Source organism: Chryseobacterium polytrichastri (assembly GCF_900142445.1).
In the GTDB taxonomy this organism is placed as follows: Bacteria; Bacteroidota; Bacteroidia; order Flavobacteriales; family Weeksellaceae; genus Chryseobacterium; species Chryseobacterium polytrichastri.
The window spans coordinates 138,128-160,231 of record NZ_FRAV01000003.1 but is presented as its reverse complement, the minus strand read 5'-3'; the positions used below and the strand labels follow the sequence as shown (position 1 = coordinate 160,231).

Sequence of the window (22,104 nt, the reverse complement as noted above, 5' to 3'; positions counted from 1 at the left end):
ATTTGGAACTTTAAAAAATTATTCTGTGAGTGAAGGTAAAGAAATGTCCTTTCTTGGGCATATTGGAGAATTAAGAGGTCATCTTGTACGATCAATGATTGCGATCATAATTGCCGCTTTCGCTGTTGGTTTTAACATCAACTGGATCATGGACCATATCTTTTTTGGACCTACCAGAAATGATTTCCCGACATTTAGAGTAGTCAATCACTTTTCAAGAATGCTATTGGGAGATGATAGTATTCACCTTCCTAAGGAATTCCCGGTACGTGTACAAAGACTTTATCAGCAGTTTAATGTGATGATGTCTGTCTCTATTTTTGGAGGAATTGTAGGTGCCTTCCCTTATATTGTTTGGGAGCTGTGGCGTTTCATTGGTCCGGCTTTGCATCCAAGAGAAAGAAAAAACTCAATCTTTATCATCAATGCCATTTGGATTCTTTTCATGACAGGCGTTTTATGTGGATATTTTTTAATCCTTCCTTTTGCTATTAATTTTGGGGTGATCTTCAAAATTTCAGATATTATTGTTCCGTTGTATGACTTAAGCGATTACACAACATTATTTTTACAGGTCATTTTGGGTATGGGCGTTATTTTCCTTTTCCCGATCCTTATTTATTTCCTTACAACCATTGGGATTCTGACGCCAAAATTCATGAGAACATACCGTCGCCACGCGATAGTTTTAATCATGGTTGTTGCAGCAATCATTACTCCTGCAGACGTTTTGAGTATGATTATGGCAGCTCTACCTTTACTTTTACTATATGAGTTCAGTATCCTTATGTGTGCATACACTCAAAAAAAAGTTCTGAAGCGTGAGGGCGAAAGCAATCTTCCAACTGTTCAGAAGTAATTAAAGAAAGACTTTTAACTTAAAATTAAATAACGAAAGAGATCAAAGTTTTTAAATAAAGCTTTGATCTCTTTTTTTTTAACAACAAGCGAATGATCAAAGAATTAAGCCGAATTGAAGCTTCCATTTTTAAAACATTACAGCTAAATATATCGAACATTGAAACAGATTTAGAATGCGAAGAGTATTTTGGACACAACTTTTCCATTAATAATCTAAAAATTAAATTCCGAAAAGCTAAAATTACCCCAACCAAAAATGGGCAATTTGTAACGTTGTGGAGAAGGAATTTTGAAGGAAAAACAGAACCGTTCAATGCTTCCGACCATTTTAATTTTTATATTATCGCAACAGAAAAAGATACACAATTCGGATTTTTTATTTTTCCTAAAAAAGTATTGGCTGAAAAACAAATTCTTACCAACAATCAAAAAGAAGGGAAACGAGGTTTTCGGGTTTACCCTAATTGGGATGAGCCTGAAAGTAAACAAGCTGAGAAAACTAAAAGTTGGCAAACGAAATATTTCATCGATATCACAGATCATAACGAGAGTGATTGTAATAAATTGAAAAACATTGTTGAAGAAGTTCTTTAATTAGAATTAAAAAACAAGACTCCTTCTTTTTCATTTGGGAGGGAATCTGCACTGTTATAAGTTGAAAGCTTTTTAACGCAAAGATTTATTTTTAATTCTACATATTTAGAGCCTGTTTAGATTTTACTCAATAATTTTTATACATCTAGTTATCAGTTGTTTATTTTCATCAACAATACTCAATAGATGATGTTTGAAATTATTTTTTGATTAAAAAGATTAACGCTAAGTTGATTAATAATTTTGCTTTATTCTAAGTGAGCAAAGTCATGCGACTTCGTCGCTGATGAAGCTGTATGCTTATCCATACGCTTCGACGAATCAACTAAGTTGATTCTATCCTTTGCTCTCTGAAAACATACATAATGAAGCTAAAGCTTTGCGTTAGAAAAACAGGTCATCAATAGATTGTCTTTTAAATCAAAAAAAATCCTTAAAGAATATGATTTAGATAAAGATTTGAATGTGATGCAAAAAATTAAATTTAAACAGGCTCTTAAAGGGAGCAAAGAATTAAATCAATATAATTGATTCTTAAGAAGCGAACTTCATCAATGACTCTATCTTATTGGCTAGACCAAATCTTTAATTTCTTACGAAGGAAGAATCTAAATTGCTATTTAATTATTAAAATTTTCTATTTTTGGGTAGATTAATTTAATTTCAAATGAAAAAGCTTTCATATACACTTTTATTGGCGTCAGGACTTGTTTTTGGACAATTCTTCGAAAGACCTGAACATTTTACAAAACAAGACACTTTAAAAGGCTCCAATACCAAATTCAGAAACTTTTGGGATGTCAAGAAATATGAGCTTTCCGTTGAACCCAATTTTGAACAGAAAAGCATTAAAGGAACCAACAAAATCAGTTTTGAAATTATAAAAGATATTACCAATCCTATTTTTCAAATTGACCTTCAACAGCCGATGAAAGCTGATAAAATAGAAGGAAGCTTCCCAATTTCCAATTATAAGCAAGATGGTGATTTCATCTTTATTACCACTAAAAAAAGTTTTAAAAAAGGAGAAAAATATACCATTGATGTAACGTATTCCGGAAATCCTGTAATTGCAAAAAATGCCCCTTGGGACGGAGGTTGGGTTTTCACCAAAGACGAAAACGGAAATCCGTGGATGAGCGTTGCCGATGAAGGAATCGGAGCGTCAATATGGCTTCCTACAAAAGATATCTGGAGTGACGAGCCTGACAATGGAATGGTTATGAAAATCATTACGCCTAAAGATTTGGTAGGGGTTGGAAACGGAAGATTGATTGATCAAAAAACAGAAGGAGATAAAACTACCTATACTTGGGAGGTGAAAAATCCAATCAACGCCTACTCTATTATTCCAAATATTGGAAAATATGTGAATTTCAAAGATACTTATAAGGGTGAAAAAGGAACGCTGGATCTCGATTATTGGGTCTTGGGATACAATTTAGATAAAGCAAAAAAACAATTCCAGCAGGTAAAACCAATGCTTTCAGCCTTTGAATATTGGTTTGGTCCATATCCTTTTTATGAAGATTCTTATAAATTGGTAGATTCGCCTTATTTAGGAATGGAACACCAAAGTAATGTTGCTTACGGAAACAAATATATGAACGGTTACTTGGGAACAGATTTTTCAGGAACCGGAGTGGGTTTAAAATGGGATTATATTATCGTTCATGAAAGTGGCCACGAATGGTTTGCCAATAGCATTACCGCAAAAGATCAGGCAGACATGTGGATTCATGAAAGTTTTACCATGTATTCTGAAGTTCTCTTTGTTGAAAACTATATGGATAAAAAGTCTGCCGATATTTACGCAATAGGTCTTAGAAAAAAAATAGCAAATGACGTCCCAATCATCGGGAAATATGGCGTAAGAAATGAAGGAAGCGGCGATATGTATCCCAAAGGAGCAAGTATGATTCATACCATACGACAAATCATTAACAATGATGAAAAATTCAGACAAATCCTGAGAGGCTTAAATAAAGACTTTTATCATCAAACCGTAACCACAGAGCAGATTGAAAATTACATTTCTTCAAAATCAGGCATTGATTTTTCAAGTGTATTTAATCAATATTTAAGAACGATAAAGATTCCGACATTGGAATATTCTCAAAAAGGAAATGAACTGAAATTCCGCTATACAGATGTGGTTAAAAATCTGAAACTTCCGATTATAATTGATGGCGAACAAACCATTACCCCAACGGAAAACTGGCAAACTGTACAATTGAAAAAAAGTACTCCAATTGAATTCAATAAGAATTATTATATCAACTATAAGAAAGTACAATAAATACAAAAAAGGCAAAATCATGAAATATCGGTTTTGCCTTTTTATTTATTGAAACATTAAGGATATGTAAGGAGTTAAGTTTAATTAAGAAATCAAATAGATTTTTCTCATTTTAATATTCTTGACCAGAAATTTCAAAAAAAGTTTAATCCCCTATTCGTAACAAAATGAGTTTTATAGCAACTACTTAACTATAATGTAAACTCAATGAAAAAGATAGTACTTAGTGTAAGCATTTTGATGACTGTATTAGTCAGCGCCCAGTCTATTAAAACCAATATTGATCTGGTGAATGTAAAAGACGACAAAGTAGCTGTAACAATAGAGTTCCCGAAAATGAAATCGGGTGATATTAAGTTTCATTTTCCTAAAACCATTCCCGGAACGTATTCTGTAGATGATTACGGCAGATTTATAGAAGGCATCAAATTTTTCGATAACAAAGGAAAAGAACTCACTTTTCTGAAAGTTAATGATAATACGTATTCTCTTAAAAACGCTCAGAACTTAACTAAAGTTACCTATTTTGTAAACGACAGTTTTGACGAGGAAATGGACACTTCAAAACATATTCCTGTACTTTCTCCCGCAGGAACCGATATTGAACAGGGAAAAGTATATATAATCAATACGCACGGCTTCATCGGATACATTGATAATATGCAGGATGTACCTTATCAATTGGTGATTCAAAAACCTACAGATTTTTACGGAACAACCGCTCTCATTGATCAGGATACCTCAGAATCTACAGACACCTATACTCTGGCCAATTATGCAAAATTGACGGATTCTCCATTAATGTATTCAAAACCGGATTATATTACCTTCAATGCTGGCGGAATGGATCTTGTTCTGGGAGTATATTCAGCAACAGGAAAATATAAAGCGGCAGATTTTAAAGACAATTTAGAGAAAATGGTGATTGCTCAAAAGAAATTTTTGGGTGATATGAATACCAATAAAAAATATGCAATCATGCTTTATCTTGCAGGAGGTGACGGCCCACAACTCAGAGGTTTCGGAGCATTGGAACACCATGAATCTACGAGTGTTGTATTGCCCGAAAGGCTGCCGAAAGAGGCTATTGATAAAGCGATTACGGATATTGTTTCTCACGAATTTTTCCATACCGTAAATCCGTTGAAAACCCATTCTGAAGAAATCCATAATTTCAATTATGCTGATCCTAAAATGTCTCAGCATCTTTGGATGTATGAAGGCGGGACGGAATATTTTGCTAATTTATTTCAGATTCAGGAAGGGTTAATTGACAAAACTGAGTTCTTAAAAAGGATCAATGAAAAAATCACCAATTCAAAGAGCTATGATGATACCCTGCCGTTTACGGTGATGAGTAAAAATATTCTTCTGGATCAGTATAAAGGTCAGTACAGAAATGTGTACGAAAAAGGAACGCTGTTGGCGATGTGTCTTGATATTGAATTAAGAAAACTATCCAACGGCGAAATGGGTTACCGAGATATGATCAGAAAATTATCTCAAAGATTCGGTGAAAACAAGCCTTTTAAAGACGATAAATTAATTGATGAACTGGTAACGATTACGGGTTATCCTCAAATTAAAGATTTTTACAATACATATATTGCAGGAAATAAGCCAACGCCTTACGCTGAATATCTGAGCCAAGTAGGCGTGGAAGTACACAAACAGGAAGCTCCACCCATTTTCTGGTTCATTAAAAATCCCAATCAAACAGGATACAATGAAAAAAATAATACGTTTATTTTTGATGAAAACTCGGCATTATCTCCCTTCTCAAAAAGTATCGGATTTAAAATTACAGATCAAGTGCTGGCTTTAGACGGAAAAACCATTGATATTAAAGACAGGCAAGCCTTTACCAATTATACGAAAACCATTAAAGAAGGGCAAGATGTTACCCTTACCATTCTTAGAAAGAACGGCGATACAATGGATAAGATGGAGCTTAAAGGAAAAGCAATTCTTGATCACGTTATGATGGAAACGCTTCAATACAAAGCCAATCCAACACCGGCAGAAAAGAAGTTACAGAATCAATGGCTAACCGGAAAAAATAATTAAAAATGAATAATGAAGTGGGGATTATTTCCTCGCTTTATTTGTTTTTAATATCATTATGAATAGAAAATGAAGCCATCTCAAATTAATATTCTTAACTTTTCATAACAATCTTAAGGGTTAAATTATAACTTATTGACTTATTTTAATAGTTTTAGTTTGAAACTTTAAGAAAAGTTTAATACAGCCATTCGTAACAAAATGAATTTTACAACAACTATTTAACTATAAATATTAAACTCAATGAAAAAAATAGCACTCAGTCTAGGTATTTTGGCTACTGTTTTAGTCAATGCTCAGTCTATTAAAACCAATATCGACCTTGTGAATGTAAAGGACGATAAAGTGGCCGTTACGATGGAGTTCCCGAAAATGAAATCTGGTGACATCAAGTTCCACTTCCCTAAAACAGTTCCCGGGACTTATTCTGTGGATGATTATGGGAGATTTATAGAAGGGATCAAATTTTTCGACAATAAAGGAAAAGAACTGACTTTCACTAAAGTGAACGACAATACATATGCTCTTAAAAACGCTCAGAACTTAACGAAAGTTACTTATTTAGTGAATGATAGTTTTGATGACGAAATGGATACTTCAAAGCATAAAGCCGTATTCTCTCCGTCAGGAACTGATATTGAGCAAGGAAAAGTATACATGATTAATACCCACGGTTTCATTGGTTATATTGATAATATGCAGGATGTGCCTTATCAATTGGTGATTCAAAAACCAACCGATTTTTACGGAACAACTGCTTTAGTGGATCAGGATAAATCTGAATCTACAGACACCTATGTTTTGGCTAATTATGCTAAAGTAACCGATTCTCCATTAATGTATACAAAACCAGATTACATCACGTTTAATGCAGGCGGAATGGATCTTGTTTTGGGAGTGTACTCTCCAACAGGAAAATATAAAGCGGCAGACTTTAAAGACAATTTAGAAAAAATGGTCGTTGCTCAAAAGAAATTTTTGGGTGATATGAATACCAATAAAAAATATGCAATCCTGCTCTATCTTTCAGGAGGTGATGGCCCGCAGATCAAAGGTTTCGGAGCGTTGGAGCACCACGAATCGACAAGTGTTGTATTGCCTGAAATGATGCCGAAAGATGCCATTGACAAAGCCATTACCGATGTAGTTTCTCATGAGTTTTTCCACACGGTAAATCCTTTGAAAACACATTCTGAAGAGATTCACAATTTCGATTATGCTGACCCTAAAATGTCTCAGCACCTTTGGATGTATGAAGGTGGAACAGAATATTTCGCTAATTTATTCCAGATTCAGGAAGGCCTAATTGATAAAAATGAGTTCTTAAAAAGAATCAACGAAAAAATTACCAATTCTAAGAACTATGACGATACCATGCCGTTTACGGTAATGAGTAAAAATGTTCTTTTAGATCAATATAAAGATCAGTACAGAAATGTATATGAAAAAGGAACTTTGCTGGCAATGTGTCTTGATATTGAATTGAGAAAACTATCCAACGGTGAAATGGGTTACCGAGATATGATCAGAAAATTATCTCAGAGATTTGGTGAAAATAAACCTTTCAAAGATGATAAATTAATTGACGAGTTGGTAACGGTTACAGGGTATCCTCAAATAAAGGATTTTTATAACAAATACATTGCGGGAAGCCAACCAACGCCTTACGCAGAATATCTGAGCCAAGTTGGTGTAGAAATCAGCAAGCAAGAAACGCCGCCTATTTTCTGGTTAATTAAAGACCCTAACCAAACTGGTTACAACGAGAAAAATAATACGTTTGTATTTGATGAAAGTTCAGCATTATCTCCTTTCTCAAAAAGCATCGGATTTAAAATTACAGATGAAGTTTTGGCATTAGACGGAAAAACCATCGATATTAAAAATGTACCTGCTTTTATCAATTATTCTAAAACCATTAAAGACGGGCAAAACGTTACAGTAACTGTTCTTAGAAAAAATGGTGATAAAATGGATAAAATCGACCTTAAAGGAAAAGCTATTCTTGATAAGCTAACAATGGAAACGCTTCAATACAAAGCCAACCCAACAGCAGCAGAAAAGAAACTGCAAGATCAGTGGTTAACGGGGAAGAAATAATTAAAAGTTATAGTAAATAATGAAGCGAGGAAAATTTCCTCGCTTTTTTTGTTTTCATAGTCATTGCGAGCAAAGCGAAGCAATCTCAACCTTAACATTCTTAACAACTTAACTAAATCTTAATGTTTTAAAATTTAACCATTAAGTTCTATTAAGAATTTAAGAGTAATTAAGTTTAAACTTCATTTTTAAGTTGAGATTGCTTCGTCGCTTTGCTCCTCGCAATGACAAATAATATCGTTTTTTTACCCTTTTTTAATCGTTATTCTAAAAGTTGTTCCTTTTCCAACTTCGGTCTGGGAAATCTTAATATCTCCATTATGATATTCCTGAACAACTCTTTTCGCCAAAGACAAACCTAATCCCCAACCTCTTTTCTTAGTAGAATATCCAGGCTTAAAAGCATTTCTGGCTTGTTGTTTGGTCATCCCGCTTCCGGTATCTTTTACTTCAATGAGAATATTTTTATTTCTTTCGAAAACAAACATTTGCAACGTTCCTTCTCCTCTCATTGCATCTACTGCATTTTTAACCAAATTTTCAATCACCCAACTCATCAGGATTTTATTGTGGGGAACCAGTATATCATATTTAGGAAGGTGCAGGCTAAAATCAATTTTTCTTGAAATTCTGGTCTTTAAATAATCAAAATTTTCATCAATCGTTTTATTAAAATTCATGTCATTGAGCTCAGGAATAGAACCAATCTTTGAAAACCGTTCGGAAATCGTTCGTAACCTTTCAATGTCTTTTTCTATTTCATGTACCCCTTCAGAATCTGGATTATCTAACTTCATAATTTCCATCCAGCCGATCATTGAAGATAGCGGAGTACCAATCTGATGCGCCGTTTCTTTTGCTAAACCAGCCCACAAATAGCCTTCATCTGTTTTTTTAATAGTTCTGAAAAACCAGAAAGAAAATAAGAAATAGCATAAAATAAAAAAGCCTAATATATAGGGAGAATACCGTAAATTATTCAACAATGGAGAGTTATCATAAAAAACAATCTGCTTGTCTCCTTTCACAATTTCAATTTCAATAGGCTTATAGCTCTTAGACATTTTTTTTGCTAAAGTCACTATTTTTGCCGGGTCATTTCCTATATCCTTGGGCAGATTTTTATGCTCCATAATTCTATCGTTCTTATCTAAAAGAATAACAGGAATCGTACTGTTTGAACCATAAATCTGAAGAAGCAATGCCTGAATTTCTAAATTGGGATTACCCATTTCCTGTTGAAATTTGATGGCACTCACCAAAATATCAACCCTTTTGATTTCTTCTTTACGTAGAAAATTGATTAATATGGTAGATGCTACAACAATAGTTAACACCACAATCGTCATTAGAGCAAATATAATCCAGTTATTTAATCTGGCAAATATGGATTTTCTCAAAATAATTTATTTTAAAACATTCAGAATTTTCTGCAACTCTGTACTTCCGCTCCCCTGATAATTATTGATAATAATAGAGAACACATATTTTTTATCATCTTTTCCTGTATGATATCCTGCGTAGGATTTTGTATCTCTCATGGTTCCGCTTTTCATTTTCATGCCGTTATCCTGTATCGGAAAACCATCATAATAAGATTCGAACCACGGCTGTTTTTTAGCATATAACAGTGCCTGAACTTCTGCTTTTGCAGAAACATAATTCTGTGGTGAAAGTCCACTTCCATCAGCAAAATTGATCATATTCGGATTGATCCCCTTTGATTTCCAAAATTCTTTAAGAAAAACGACTCCACTTTTAAAACTTGGATCTCCTTTTTTCTCTTTCCCCAACGTTTTAATAAATGTTTCACCATACATATTGATGCTCTTTCTTAAAAACCAATATACGATTTTATCCAACGTTGGAGATTCATACGTAAGAATGACATTCGTTTTGGGAGCTTCTAAAGACTGTTTCCCTTCCAATTCGAGTTGGGAATTAGTAACTACTTTTCCTGAAAACTCAATTCCAGATTCTTTTAACCAATCTTTTATTTCAAGCCCCAATTGCAATGGTGGATTGGGAGTAGAACCAGAAACAGTAACCGTTTTTCCTGCGGGCAGTGTTCCATTGATTAAAGCAACATGAGAACGAGGCGCTGTAAAGATCAAACTTTGGTCGGAACTTCCACCAGTTTTTAAATCATTCAACCATTTTACACCTTCCAACGGATAAGAAAAATTTTTAAAATCGGTTCCATTGATATTAATATCAAACTGATTTTCTTTCCAATTAATCCCCCAAACTCCGGCTCCGTAATAATTCCCCATATCATCCCAAGGCCAACCTCCGGGAACTGTTTGATGGTCAAAATAAGAATCATCAATAATTAAATCACCAGAGATCTTTATAATTCCCGATTTTTTAACGGCATCAATAAGTTTCTTTTTAAAATTCTCCGGTTTATAAGAATCATAACGCCAGCTTCCCAGCGTAGGATCGCCGTTGGATGAAATGAAAAGATTTCCATTCAAATTTCCTCCCGAAAGCGTTCCGGAATAGCTTGAAGTAGTTTTATATGTATAATTTTTGCCTAAAGTTTCCAACGCCGCTGCGGCAGTGAATATTTTCTGTGTAGAAGCTGTTGAAAGACCTTTATTCCCTTGATATTCATAAATAAAATTTCCGCTTTCATCCGACACGTAAAAAGATAAATTAGTGGCAACAGCACCTGAAGAATCCATCAAATCTTTGGTTACCTTATCTAGTTTTTGGGCTATATTTTGAGCGAAAATGAGCTGACTTGAAATCGCAAGGACCACAAACGTTTTTTTCATTGCATTTTTTTATTCATATCAAATATAAAGATTTTGGCTAAATACAATCATAACTAACTTATGAAACCTGATACAACCTTTTCTATTATCCAAATATTTTTCACTTTTTTAAGTATTACTCTTTCCCCCCATCCACAAAGTCCTCCACAATAGTAACCATAATTAATAATGACTCTTTTTTTATCTAAAGTGAACAATGGTTTACCTACGAACATAAATGCCACATTCCCATGTTTTTTATTGAATTCAGTCCAAAAACTATTATTTGATGAGCTATAACTTAGTAATTCTTTTTTATGTATGATTCTCAAATTAAAAATATATTTAGGATTCAACACAAAATCATTTATAGTTGTGTATTGATCCTTAATCACTTTTAAATCTTTAACATTAAAAAACTCTTTTAATATTTTATCATCATAATATTTAAAATCACCTTTTACATTTGGATCTTCTGTAATAATTTTAATCTCCTTAATTGATTTCTCACTACGCTTTTTAATTATAAAATTTATTGCTTCATAAACTTCTTCATCTGAAACTTCAAGGTTTTGAGAATAAAAAAAACAATAGAATAAAAAAAAGAAAACAAAAGCTATTTTTCTCATATTTTGCCCTTATAAAAGTTCACTTCCAGACTCTATTTCATAAGGTTCTTTTCCTTTTTCAAAAATCCTTGTCAGTTCACTTCCTTCAACAGTAATTGTATCATCAATTCTTCTGATCCAGTTTCCTTCACGAAGTCCAACCACTTTAAGATCATTTTGCGTTAAAAATTCCATAATTCTGGTTTCTCTTGTTTCTCCATTATGTTTCAAATCCGGATTTGGATCTAAATAATGTGGATTAAGGTTAAAAGGAACCAACCCCATACAATCAAAGCTTGGTGGATAAACGATCGGCATATCGTTCGTGGTTTTCATATTTTGTCCACCAATATTACTTCCTGCGCTGCAACCTAAGTAGGCTTTTCCATTTTCTACATTTGATTTTAAAACTGACATCAATCCTTCTTCATGCAAAGTTTTAACCAATAAAAATGTATTTCCACCGCCTGTAAAATAACCTTTGGCATTGTGTAACGCTTCCATTGTATCTTCAAATTCATGAAGACCTTTTACCTTTATATTAATTGTTTCGAAGAACGAACTTGCTTTTGCAGTGTAGTCCTCATGGGAAATCCCACCAGGTCTTGCATAAGGAATGAAAATAATTTCATCAATTCCTTTATATAATTGTATTAATTCTTCTCTTAAATATTCTAAATATTCTCCACCAAAAATTGTGGAAGTTGAGGCTAATATGATATTCATATCGGGAAATTATATTGATTATTAAAAAAACAGTTGAATTACAAAGATAAACTCAAACACGCAGGAATCAAAAATTAAGCTAAAAAAAATCGTTTAGCCGTTAATATTTTCTAAAAAACCTTAAAGCTTCTAAAATTTCTGACTTTCTGGAATTATTATTGAATTTTAAACTATAGAAATTTTAAAAATGTACGATTATGAAAATGACTAAAATTAATATCAAAAATCTATTTTTAGGTTTAATCCTTGTAGGAAGTGCTGGTTTTGCGAATGCACAAACCACTCAAACAGATACTGCAAATAGTACAACAAGTACGGCTGCCACCACTCAATCTGGTAATGCTACGATTGATGGTCTTAAAAAACAAATTGAAGCCAATCCAAAAGATACAGAATCACTAGCCAAATTGGCGGGCGCCTATCAAGACGCTTCAGACTGGACCAATGCAGTGGCTACATGGAAAAAGATATCTGCTTTGTTACCCGATTGGGCTCCATCTTACTACAGTCAGGCATACGCTTATCAAGCAGGTAAAGATGATGCCAATGCAAAACTTTCTTATGAGAAATACATTGCTACGGTAAAACCGGAAGAAGTAGAACAAAATAAGAAAAATTTGGCCTACGCTTATTTCTATATCGCCTTTGCAGAACAACAATCTGATCCTGCGAAAGCCAAAGAGCATATTGCCAAATCCATCCAATATGATCCAACCAATCAAGATGCTTTAAAATTAAGTAAAACTTTAAATTCTTAAAGAAACTAAAATCCGGGAAATTTTCTCGGATTTTTTTATTGATTTTAATTAATCCTTTTTCCAAAAAAATCTACTTCACCTTGCAGATGTTTGATGATATTTTCAATATTCCTTTGAATGCTCGCTTCTGTTTTTAAATTATTGATATAACGAATCAATTCCAGTTTTCTTGAAGGAATAAGGTTTTCAAAATTCTTTAACGTGACAGGGTTTTCCCTGATTGCTTTGTCTAATTGAGGATGGATGGAAATAGTTCTGTCCGCATCATCAAATTCAACAGCAACTTCAATAGTTTCACCTATTCTTTTGGGAGAATTTTTCAACATGGTTAGGTTGATGTATAACCTCCATTCTCCTAAATATTTCATTAAGTTTTGTGTAAATTCTTTCCCATTTACTATTCCTTTCACAGCAATTGGACTTTTGTTTCTTCCCGAACTTTCAAAAATTTCATTTAAAATTTCCTCAGGAATAAATACAAAAGGATTGATACCGATAATGTTGAGTTGTGATGTGAAATGGTTTTTCATTGAAGTAAAGTTAAGATTTCTGCTCTTAGTTTTTATTTCCCACGGATTTCACAGATTTGCGCAGATGATTGTGTTTTATTTGTGAAAAATATTAGTGTAAGAGCCTGTTTAAATTTCTAAATTTAATTTTTAGCATCACATTCAAATCTTTATCTAAATCATATTCTTTAAGGATTTTTTTTGATTTAAAAGACAATGTACTGATGACCTATTTTTCTAACGCAAAGCTTTAGCTTCATTATCTATGTTTTCAGGGAGCAAAGGATAGAATCAACTTCGTTGATTCGTCGAAGCGTATGGATAAGCATACAGCTTCATCAGCGACGAAGTCGCATGACTTTGCTCACTTAGAATAAAGCAAAATTATTCATCAACTTTGCGTTAATCTTTTTAATCAAAAAATAATTTCAAACATCATCTATTGAGTATTGTTGATGAAAATAAACGACTGATAACTAGATGTATAAAAATTATTGAGTAAAATCTAAACAGGCTCTAAGTTGGGTTTAAGAATATTTTATAGAACTTGTTCACCCTTTTTATTTTAACCGCAAAAGAGACACAAAGATTAACACTTGAGTTATTTAAGTTCATCATGAAGTCCAAACAAGAAACACATAAGTTAAAAAAATATTTGCCTATTGAGCGGAGTCGAAATATTATCCTTTTGCGGGCTTTTTTTTTCAAAATATTTACATTTTAAATGATTCAATAATAGCTTTTGCCCCTTTTGACTGCGTCGAATCTTCGATTTGTGATTGAATTTTTTAATTAGTTATCACAGGCTTATCGTTTATTTTTTAACCCTTCTCAAATTTTTTTTGAATTTTCGTGATGTTATTAAAAACGTAATTCTAATTAAGTTTCCCACTCAAAAAGTAATGTTTATCTTTGTATAAATAAATCTTTAAACAAATGAAATTTTTTATTGACACTGCCAATTTAGAGCAAATAAAAGAAGCAAAAGATCTTGGAATTTTAGATGGTGTAACAACTAACCCGTCTTTAATGGCTAAAGAAGGAATTCAGGGAGCTGAGGCTATTAAAAACCATTACAAAGCAATTTGCGAGATCGTAGACGGAGATATTTCTGCAGAAGTACTTTCTACCACTTACGAAGAAATGATCAAAGAAGGTGATGAGTTGGCTGCAATCCACCCAAATATCGTTGTGAAAATTCCAATGATTAAGGATGGTATCAAAGCTTTAAAATATTTTTCAGATAAAGGAATCAAAACTAACTGTACATTGATTTTCTCTGCTGGGCAAGCTCTTTTAGCAGCAAAAGCTGGCGCAACTTACGTTTCTCCTTTCTTAGGAAGACTTGATGATATTTCTACAGACGGATTAAACCTAATCCAAGAAATCAGATTAATTTTTGATAACTATATGTATGACACTGAAATCTTAGCAGCATCTATCCGTCACCAAATGCACATTATTGATTGTGCTAAAATTGGTGCTGATGTTATTACTTCTCCACTTCCTCCAATCTTGAGCTTGTTGAGACACCCATTAACAGACAGCGGATTGGCTCAATTTATTGCAGATTCAGCGAAATTAGCTTAACATTACGCTCACTATAAAGCATAAAAAACCCGAAACTGAGTTTCGGGTTTTTGTTTTATTTCAATAAATCTAATTCTAACAAATTATTATTCTTTGCGTTTTCTTCTTTTCCTTCTTTCTCTCGCATTTTCATCATCATTTCCGGCTCAATCGGTTTTCCGTTTTCTCCCATCATTATAACCTTTGTCCCTGAAGCAAGCATCTGACGTAGACCCTTTGTAGGATTGTTTCTGCTTTCTATAAACTGCTTTTTATACGTTTCCATATTGACAGGAATTACTTTAGTAAATGATTTTTTTTCACCTTCAGTAACCCAATCTTCATTTCGCTTTTTCACTTCTTTTAATACAAATGAATGAGAGTTCGTTTTATCTTCAATCTTCACAATTAAACCCGGTAGCCCATGAAACTTATACGGTCCATCCTGAATAGGAATATCTGTTACAAACCAAGCCGTCCATTTTCTTCCTCCAAAATCTAAGGTTGCTTTTTGAGCTGTAAACTCTCCTATTTTTTCTTTGTCCGGTAGAATTTTCCAGTTTTGAGGCCTGTCATCTGTCACTTTATATTTATCTACATCCAAACTATTAAAGAATAAGGTTTTATAATCCGGATAAGATTTCTCTACCACAAAAGGAATATATCCGAAGTTAATTCCTGAGAAATCATGAATACCTTTCTTAATTCTGTCTTCTCTCATAGAATCTGAGATGGCTACCTCACTACTGTAAAATTTAGATCCTTTTTTCGAAACATCGAGATACATTATCTCAGTTTTGACGTCTTTTTTGGCTGTAGAATCTGCAACGAGCCTATATTCATACACAAAACGCTGACTTTGTGCATCAATAATAAGTACTGACAATAGAAATAATACTAAAAATATTTTTTTCATAATTTAATTTTAGAATTGTGTTTAGTTTTCGTCAATAGCTTTAACAACTTTGCACGGATTTCCTACTGCCACAACATTATCAGGAATATCTTTTGTGACAACACTTCCCGCTCCTATCACCGAATTATTTCCAATAGAAACTCCAGGCAAAACGACTACATTCCCTCCGAACCATACGTTATCTCCAACTGTGATGGGACGCGCATATTCAAGGCCTGCATTTCTTTGTTTAACATCTAAAGGATGCCCTGCGGTATAAAAACTACAGTTAGGACCTATGAAAACATTATCTCCAAACTTCACTGTGGCGCAATCTAAAATAACAAGATTATGATTGGCATAAAAGTTTTCACCTACCTCAATATTATATCCGTAATCACACCAAAAATTGGGTTCTATACAGAGATTTTCTTTTGTCTTTTTAATGATTTTTTTAATCAATTCCTTTCTTTTAGGAAGGTCTGAGTTTTTGATCTGATTATATTCTAAGCATAAATCTTTGCAGGTAATACGCTCATCAATCAATTCAGGGTCATAATTTGCATCGTACAATAATCCTTTTTCACATTTTTCTTTCTCTGTCATATTTTGCTTTTTGGTATTTAAACCCCTAAAGATAATAAAAGAAAAACAGGATGAAAAGTAGTTTCCATCCTGTTTTTGATTTTTAAAAAATTATTTTAAAATGATATTTTACTGTAATAGATCAAGTTCAAGAATATTATTCTGCTTTTTCAGCTTTTCTTTAAGCCTTTTTTCATCTTCGCGCATCTGCTTAGCAGGATCTATCACTTTTCCAGAGTCATCCCGCATTTCAATAATAGTTCCGCTACTCAGTAATTGTCGCTGCCCTTTCATAGGATCTTGAAGATAATCTTTAAAACCTTTTTTATATTTTTCCTGATCTAAAGTAATAAGAGCATTATATCTTTTCTTCTCTTTTTGGCTTTTCCATTCGCTTGTTTCCGGAAGTTTTTTGACTCCTTTAAGTTCAAATAGATGAGTATGCGTATTGTCTTCCAATTTTATAATTAAACCTGGCAATCCGTGGAATTTATAAGGTCCATCCTGAATCGGAATATCTGTAGTAAACCAAGCTGTCCATTTTCTGCCCGCAAAATCACAAACTGCTTTTTGAGCATTAAAATCCCCTATTTTTTCTTTATCTGAAAGAATTTTCCATTGCTGCTTTCGGGTATCTTTTACCAAGTATTCGTCCGAAAGGAGAGAATTAAAATAACTTAAAGCATAATCGGGATAACTTTTTTCAACAAAATACCTCATTTCTCCTTTATATCCCATTCCGGAAAGGCTAAAATCTTTAATTCCCGATTTCACCTGCTTTTGTATATATGCAGTCATCAACGAATCTAATTCCTGATAATCTTTACTGTAGAATTTTGATCCTTTTGGAGCAATATCGAGGTTCATTAATTCAGTTTCAGTTTTATCTTTTGCTGTTGAATCTATGGCAAATTTATATTCATAGACAAACCTTTGATATTGTGCATTAATAATAAGTACCGACAATAGAAAGAATAACAATAGTATTTTCTTCATGGTTTAATTTGATTTTTAGTATTTTTAGCGTTTAAAGATAACAAAAACAGGACAAAAATTACTTTCTATCATGTGTTCTTTAATTAAAAAAATATTTTGTCTATTTCACCAAATCCGGTTCTATCGGGTTGTTATTTTTAGCTAATGTTTCTTTTGTTCTCTTTTCCATTTCTCTAAATACCTGATTAGGATCTGAGATTTCTTTTCCGTCTGCAGTTCTCGTTTTAAAAACTATTTTTTGATTAGAATCTCCTCCGTTTTTCATCATCATTTCACGCATATTTTTAGTAGGATCATTTACATAGGCTTTCCATACTTTTCTAAACTGATCTTTTGTAACTTCAATATCCTTACCTCCCATTCCGAAAATAGTCATCCCTTGAGGCATTTGCGTCTCCTTATCGGTGGTGGGCGTCTGCACTGTTTTATTTCCAACCAACGTCATACGATGGGAACCGGTAACATCTTCAATTTTAACAATCAAGCCCGGTAAACCATAAAATTTATACGGTCCGTCCTGAAAAGGAATATCTGTCGTGAACCAAGCTGTCCAGTCTCTTCCTCCGAAATTAGTGGTTGCTTTTTGGGTATTGTAGGCTCCAATTTTCTCTTTATCTGGAAGAATTTTCCATTCAGGCTTTTTATCTTCCTGAATTTTATATTGATCTGTAGAAATATTTCTAAACAAATAGGTTTTAAAATCTGGATACTGCTTAGTGACTTTATAAGAAACCTGTCCCGATTTTTCTCTTCTATTGATACTGATATTTCCGGAACCACCTTTCAGTTGCTTTTCAAGATCTGCTTTTGCTATAGAATCTCCTACAAACTTGTCCTGACTATAATAGCTTGATCCATCCTTGGTGATATCCAAAAGCATCATTTCTTTTTTTACATCTGCTTTATCCTCAGAGTTTGGAATATACTTGTATTCATAGAAAAATCTATTGGTTTGTGCTGTTGCAAAAACACTTACAAGCAAAAAGAATAAAATATTTTTTTTCATATTTAGCTTTTTAAAATAAAAGGCTTTGCTAACTGAGAGATCAACAAAGCCAATTGAACTTTATTTTTTGGTCTGAATTTGTATACTACCTTCGTATTTTCCTTTATTATTAGAGTTTCTAACGACCGTCATTGAGGAAATTTCATTTGGTTTTAAAGCCTCCATCTCTTGCTTTGTAGATTGTTTCCCATCAATAAAAATTTTCAAATCTTCTACATTGCCCGAAATATTCCCTGATCCTGTAGTCGTCATTATGAAACTATCGTTCTGACCTCTCTTCACTCTCATATTATCAGCATTAATTCTCAACATTTTATCTTGTGGAACATTGCTAAAGCTACTACTTTGAATATAAACTCGTCTATTATCTCCATCTAAAACTCTTCTTTCTGCCTCAAGTTTGGCTCTTTCACCTTCCAGCTTTGCTCTTTTCTCTTCAAGTTTTGCTCTCTTTCTGTCGATTTCAGCTCTTTTTTTTGCTGTAGATGCAGATTCTTTAGCTCTTTCAGCCATATTCATTTCAGCTTCAGGGCTCCATTTCATGTCTTTCTGGCCATTGAATCTATAAACCTTTAATTTCGAAGTATTTGGAGAGTTGGGAGCACTCGGTGCATTAGGAACAGGTGGAAACGGAGGAACATCAGGAAAATCAAAATTCATTTCCGGCATCTCCGGCATTTCAATATTCATGTTTTTAAGCTCTTTCACTTTACTTTTCCATTCGTCAGATTTAAAAAAATCATTGACATTCTTCATCTCATTCCCATTCATTCTGTAAGCTAATACAGTTTTCTGGAAATTATCAGAACTTGCTATTTTACCTATTTCTGATGAAAGTTCTCCTAATTCATCAACATGTTTTTGAAACTCTTTACTTTCAGGTTTTAATTCTTTTAAAACTTTACTTTTTTCTTGTATTTTTTTACTCAGATCAGCAATTTTTTTCTCATCGTCTGATTTTTTATAAACATTTGGAGCAACAACTATATTGCTAGATTTCTCTGGTCTTATCGTGTCTTTTTTAATCTGAGAAACGGCTTGTTCAATTTCTCTATTCGTTTCTTTAATCTCTTTATTTTTAGCATTTACCATGTAGGCAAAAGCCACTGAAAATAAAACCGGCAATGCAAAAATTCTTCGCGCATACCCGAATTTGGTTTTAGGTTTTTGTAACATTTTGAGTCGTTTTTTTAGATTTGAACTTAGAAACGGACTGGTGGCAGGTAACTGTGTTCCGGAAAAGTGACTTGCTAAAAGCATCTGCGCAAATGCTTTGGTGTCCGATTGTTTTACGGCCTTTTTATCAGCCAGATACTCGTGGATTAAACTGATTTCTTTTTTAATGATATAAAAAAAAGGATTGAACCAGAAAACAGAAGTAATCACTTCAATAAAGATTTTATCAAATGAATGTTTCTGCTCAATATGCACCATTTCATGCTTTAAGATCTGTTTTCCAATGTCTGAATTCAACATGATTGTATTCTTCCAGAAAAGGTTTTTAAAGTAAGAAAATGGTGCTTCGGTAAGGTTTGTATGGTAAAAATTAATCCCATCAAAACTTTCTTTGTGAAATTGCTTTTTAAGCTGCTGGATCCTAAAGATCCCATAAATAAATCTTCCTAAAAAATAGAGAGAACCCAATCCCAAAGCTGAAAAAATAATTCTAAAATAAGTGTGGTCATTATTTAAGTTTTTGGTTGTATTAAAATTCTGTAGCCTGTCAAGAAGCCTATATACATCATTATTTACCTCTATCGTAAAATCATTTACCCTGATTAAAGGCAATAATAAGGATATCAATATCGCAGACAATAAATAAAATCTGTTGTAATGATGAAAGGTCTTATCTTTTAAAGACAACTGATAATACAAAAACATTACACCAGAAGATAAAATTACTTTTCCAAAGTATAGAATTAGGGCTTCCATAGCTAGTCTTTCTTTTTAAGTTCGCTTAATAACATTTCAAGATCTTCCACTGTCATCTCATTCTTTTCTACAAGAAAGGAAACAGCGCTTTTGTAAGAACCTTTGAAATAATTTTTCACAAGGCTTTTCATTGTCTTTCCAGAATACTGCTCTTTCGTAATGAGTGGAAAGTACTCATGCTGTCTTCCGTACACATTATAGTCTACGAATTCTTTGTCTTTCAATACTTTTAAAATAGTAGAAACGGTATTGGTATGTGGTTTAGGCTCTGGAAATAAATCTAAAACGTCTTTTAGAAATCCTTTTTCGAGTTTCCACAAATACTGCATCACTTGTTCTTCTGCTTTTGTTAAAGTCTGAATTTTCATATCCTGTTTCATTTATCATTAAATATGATAGGAAATTGTATTAAAATTTCATATCACTAAGAAATTAGTTATACAAATGTAGAAATAAATTCCATTCTAACAACTAATTTTCTAGTGATAAAAATGAAAAAACCATAAGTGTTTAAAAATCAATTAAATAAATTTCATTACAATATGCTAAATTTTTAATTGATCGAAATTATCACCTCATTAATTAACAGTAAAATATGATATTAGAATGTAAATTCTTAAAACTTGTTAAAATTTATTAAATAAAATTAAAATCTACTTGTTTAAAGTGATAAAATATATTTATTTTAGTGCTTTAAAAATTTCTCATGAAAAGATATAATTTATTAATTGTACTATTACTACTTATTTTTAATGTAACGACTGCTCAAAAGAAAAACTCTCCTGCTGCAGATTTTGGGACTTTAAAAGAGACTAAATCCAAAATTGAAAGTACAGTACCTATTGTTATAGGACATTTACAAACTATTGCAACTAAAGAAGGTGACAATAATATCCTTACCAACGGAAAAATTGCTTTGGGAAAAGAATATAAAAAAGTTGAGGATGAATGGCGTCTGTACAGAGGAAACATGTCGAGCTGTATTCTAAACAATTCTTCAAAAAAATCTAAAAAATGCATGGAGTATCACAATAGAATGTTTAGAGATACCATGATTAACTATAAAAACTACATCACTTACCTTACTAAAAAGAACGGATATCTTGGGGTAGAAGGTGATACTAAGATAGACTTCAAACCTGCTGAAATGGCAACTAAGCTAAGCGATGCTTATTTCAATGCAAGCGACGCTGCAGGAAGAATGAAAGGTAATCAAAAGAAAGAGTTTTTGGATCAAACAAATGCTGAAGATTACAAATTAAGACCTTACGCTGAAATAGCACAATAATATAGAATCCCGCTTTAAAAGCGGGATTTTTTTTGACCTTATTTTTAAGTTCTCCTATTCTATTTCCACCAGTAGTAATAGTTGTGAGCTCCATCATACTCAAATCCGCATCGTGGATAGAGTGTATTTCCAATTTCATTTGTTTTTTCTGTTTCAAGCATCAGCCCACAAGCTCCTGTTTCTTCTGCCCACTGCTTACTGCGATCAATTAGCGCTACAGAAACTCCTTTGCCTCTATAATCAGGATGTACAAATAAATCACTCAACAACCATTGTTTTTGTAATTTGGTATAATGAAAGAGCTTATAAAGCTGTACAAAACCTACTGCTTTTCCCTCTATAATAGCAAGAAAAATATCAGATTCACTATTTAAGAATCTTTCTTTCATGAATGCTTTCCCTTTTTCCAGATCTGATTCCTGACGATAAAAAATACGGTAAAGATTGAACAAATTTGCAGTGTCTTCTAAATCTTCAAGAGTGGCTTTTTTAATTGTGTAATTCATTGTTGTAATTATTTTAATTATCTGGCAAAAATATCTCTAAGAAGGACTA

General features: G+C 32.8%; 20 protein-coding genes. 8 read left to right on the top strand and 12 right to left on the bottom strand.

Annotated features, from left to right (window positions below):
- Nucleotides 1–25 precede the first annotated feature (25 nt).
- The 5 genes from tatC to BUB80_RS02985 all read left to right on the top strand — a co-directional run bounded on the left by tatC (nt 26) and on the right by BUB80_RS02985 (nt 7,918).
- Nucleotides 26–859, top strand: coding sequence for a twin-arginine translocase subunit TatC (gene tatC, locus BUB80_RS03005; RefSeq protein WP_175549562.1), 834 nt, complete (start codon nt 26–28; stop codon nt 857–859).
- Nucleotides 860–951: 92 nt separating this feature from the next.
- Complete coding sequence (locus tag BUB80_RS03000; protein ID WP_073290811.1) at nt 952–1,455, top strand: MepB family protein; 504 nt, start codon at nt 952–954, stop codon at nt 1,453–1,455.
- A gap of 667 nt (nt 1,456–2,122) precedes the next feature.
- On the top strand, nt 2,123–3,754 hold the full coding sequence (locus BUB80_RS02995; RefSeq protein ID WP_073290809.1) for a M1 family metallopeptidase: 1,632 nt from the start codon (nt 2,123–2,125) through the stop codon (nt 3,752–3,754).
- A 207-nt stretch (nt 3,755–3,961) separates the two neighbouring features.
- Nucleotides 3,962–5,821, top strand: a complete 1,860-nt coding sequence (locus BUB80_RS02990) for a M61 family metallopeptidase (RefSeq protein ID WP_073290807.1) — start codon at nt 3,962–3,964, stop codon at nt 5,819–5,821.
- 240 nt (nt 5,822–6,061) lie between these two features.
- The gene (locus tag BUB80_RS02985; protein ID WP_073290806.1) at nt 6,062–7,918 is read left to right on the top strand and encodes a M61 family metallopeptidase; all 1,857 of its coding nucleotides are present in this window, start codon (nt 6,062–6,064) and stop codon (nt 7,916–7,918) included.
- A gap of 245 nt (nt 7,919–8,163) precedes the next feature.
- Here the strand turns inward: BUB80_RS02985 and BUB80_RS02980 are convergent, their stop codons facing one another.
- Genes BUB80_RS02980 through pepE form a run of 4 tightly spaced genes read right to left on the bottom strand, consistent with a single transcriptional unit; the run spans nt 8,164 to nt 12,011 of the window.
- Nucleotides 8,164–9,321: a sensor histidine kinase gene (locus BUB80_RS02980; RefSeq protein WP_228433661.1), complete on the bottom strand. Its 1,158-nt coding sequence runs from the start codon at nt 9,319–9,321 to the stop codon at nt 8,164–8,166.
- Nucleotides 9,322–9,324: 3 nt separating this feature from the next.
- The gene (dacB, locus tag BUB80_RS02975) at nt 9,325–10,698 is read right to left on the bottom strand and encodes a D-alanyl-D-alanine carboxypeptidase/D-alanyl-D-alanine endopeptidase (protein ID WP_073290802.1); all 1,374 of its coding nucleotides are present in this window, start codon (nt 10,696–10,698) and stop codon (nt 9,325–9,327) included.
- Between the two features lie 53 nt (nt 10,699–10,751).
- Entirely contained in the window at nt 10,752–11,306 is a 555-nt protein-coding gene (locus BUB80_RS02970) for a hypothetical protein (RefSeq protein WP_073290800.1), read from the bottom strand.
- A 9-nt stretch (nt 11,307–11,315) separates the two neighbouring features.
- Nucleotides 11,316–12,011 (bottom strand): dipeptidase PepE, encoded by a 696-nt coding sequence (gene pepE, locus BUB80_RS02965; protein ID WP_073290799.1) that lies wholly within the window; start codon nt 12,009–12,011, stop codon nt 11,316–11,318.
- Between the two features lie 197 nt (nt 12,012–12,208).
- Here pepE and BUB80_RS02960 point away from each other — a divergent pair, with 197 nt between their 5' ends.
- Entirely contained in the window at nt 12,209–12,769 is a 561-nt protein-coding gene (locus tag BUB80_RS02960; RefSeq protein ID WP_073290797.1) for a hypothetical protein, read from the top strand.
- 44 nt (nt 12,770–12,813) lie between these two features.
- On the opposite strand, the gene BUB80_RS02955 is transcribed toward BUB80_RS02960, so the two are convergent.
- A complete protein-coding gene (locus BUB80_RS02955) occupies nt 12,814–13,299 on the bottom strand; it encodes a YdeI/OmpD-associated family protein (RefSeq protein WP_073290796.1) in 486 nt (161 codons plus the stop codon).
- Between the two features lie 915 nt (nt 13,300–14,214).
- Between BUB80_RS02955 and fsa the strand changes: the two genes are divergently transcribed.
- Nucleotides 14,215–14,868 carry a fructose-6-phosphate aldolase gene (gene fsa, locus BUB80_RS02950; RefSeq protein WP_073290794.1) on the top strand — a complete coding sequence of 218 codons (654 nt, stop codon included), beginning with the start codon at nt 14,215–14,217 and terminating at the stop codon, nt 14,866–14,868.
- 55 nt (nt 14,869–14,923) lie between these two features.
- Here the strand turns inward: fsa and BUB80_RS02945 are convergent, their stop codons facing one another.
- The 6 genes from BUB80_RS02945 to BUB80_RS02920 form a co-directional block, all read right to left on the bottom strand.
- A complete protein-coding gene (locus tag BUB80_RS02945) occupies nt 14,924–15,763 on the bottom strand; it encodes a GLPGLI family protein (RefSeq protein WP_073290792.1) in 840 nt (279 codons plus the stop codon).
- Between the two features lie 21 nt (nt 15,764–15,784).
- A complete protein-coding gene (locus tag BUB80_RS02940) occupies nt 15,785–16,348 on the bottom strand; it encodes a sugar O-acetyltransferase (protein WP_073290790.1) in 564 nt (187 codons plus the stop codon).
- Between the two features lie 108 nt (nt 16,349–16,456).
- On the bottom strand, nt 16,457–17,323 hold the full coding sequence (locus BUB80_RS02935; RefSeq protein WP_073290788.1) for a GLPGLI family protein: 867 nt from the start codon (nt 17,321–17,323) through the stop codon (nt 16,457–16,459).
- 100 nt (nt 17,324–17,423) lie between these two features.
- Nucleotides 17,424–18,329, bottom strand: coding sequence for a GLPGLI family protein (locus BUB80_RS02930; RefSeq protein ID WP_073290786.1), 906 nt, complete (start codon nt 18,327–18,329; stop codon nt 17,424–17,426).
- Nucleotides 18,330–18,389: 60 nt separating this feature from the next.
- Nucleotides 18,390–20,261, bottom strand: coding sequence for a M56 family metallopeptidase (locus BUB80_RS02925; RefSeq protein WP_073290785.1), 1,872 nt, complete (start codon nt 20,259–20,261; stop codon nt 18,390–18,392).
- 2 nt (nt 20,262–20,263) lie between these two features.
- Nucleotides 20,264–20,629, bottom strand: coding sequence for a BlaI/MecI/CopY family transcriptional regulator (locus tag BUB80_RS02920; protein ID WP_054510013.1), 366 nt, complete (start codon nt 20,627–20,629; stop codon nt 20,264–20,266).
- A 338-nt stretch (nt 20,630–20,967) separates the two neighbouring features.
- Here BUB80_RS02920 and BUB80_RS02915 point away from each other — a divergent pair, with 338 nt between their 5' ends.
- Nucleotides 20,968–21,549 (top strand): hypothetical protein, encoded by a 582-nt coding sequence (locus BUB80_RS02915; protein WP_073290783.1) that lies wholly within the window; start codon nt 20,968–20,970, stop codon nt 21,547–21,549.
- 59 nt (nt 21,550–21,608) lie between these two features.
- Here BUB80_RS02915 and BUB80_RS02910 read toward each other — a convergent pair whose 3' ends face one another.
- The gene (locus BUB80_RS02910) at nt 21,609–22,055 is read right to left on the bottom strand and encodes a GNAT family N-acetyltransferase (protein WP_073290781.1); all 447 of its coding nucleotides are present in this window, start codon (nt 22,053–22,055) and stop codon (nt 21,609–21,611) included.
- Nucleotides 22,056–22,104 lie beyond the last annotated feature (49 nt).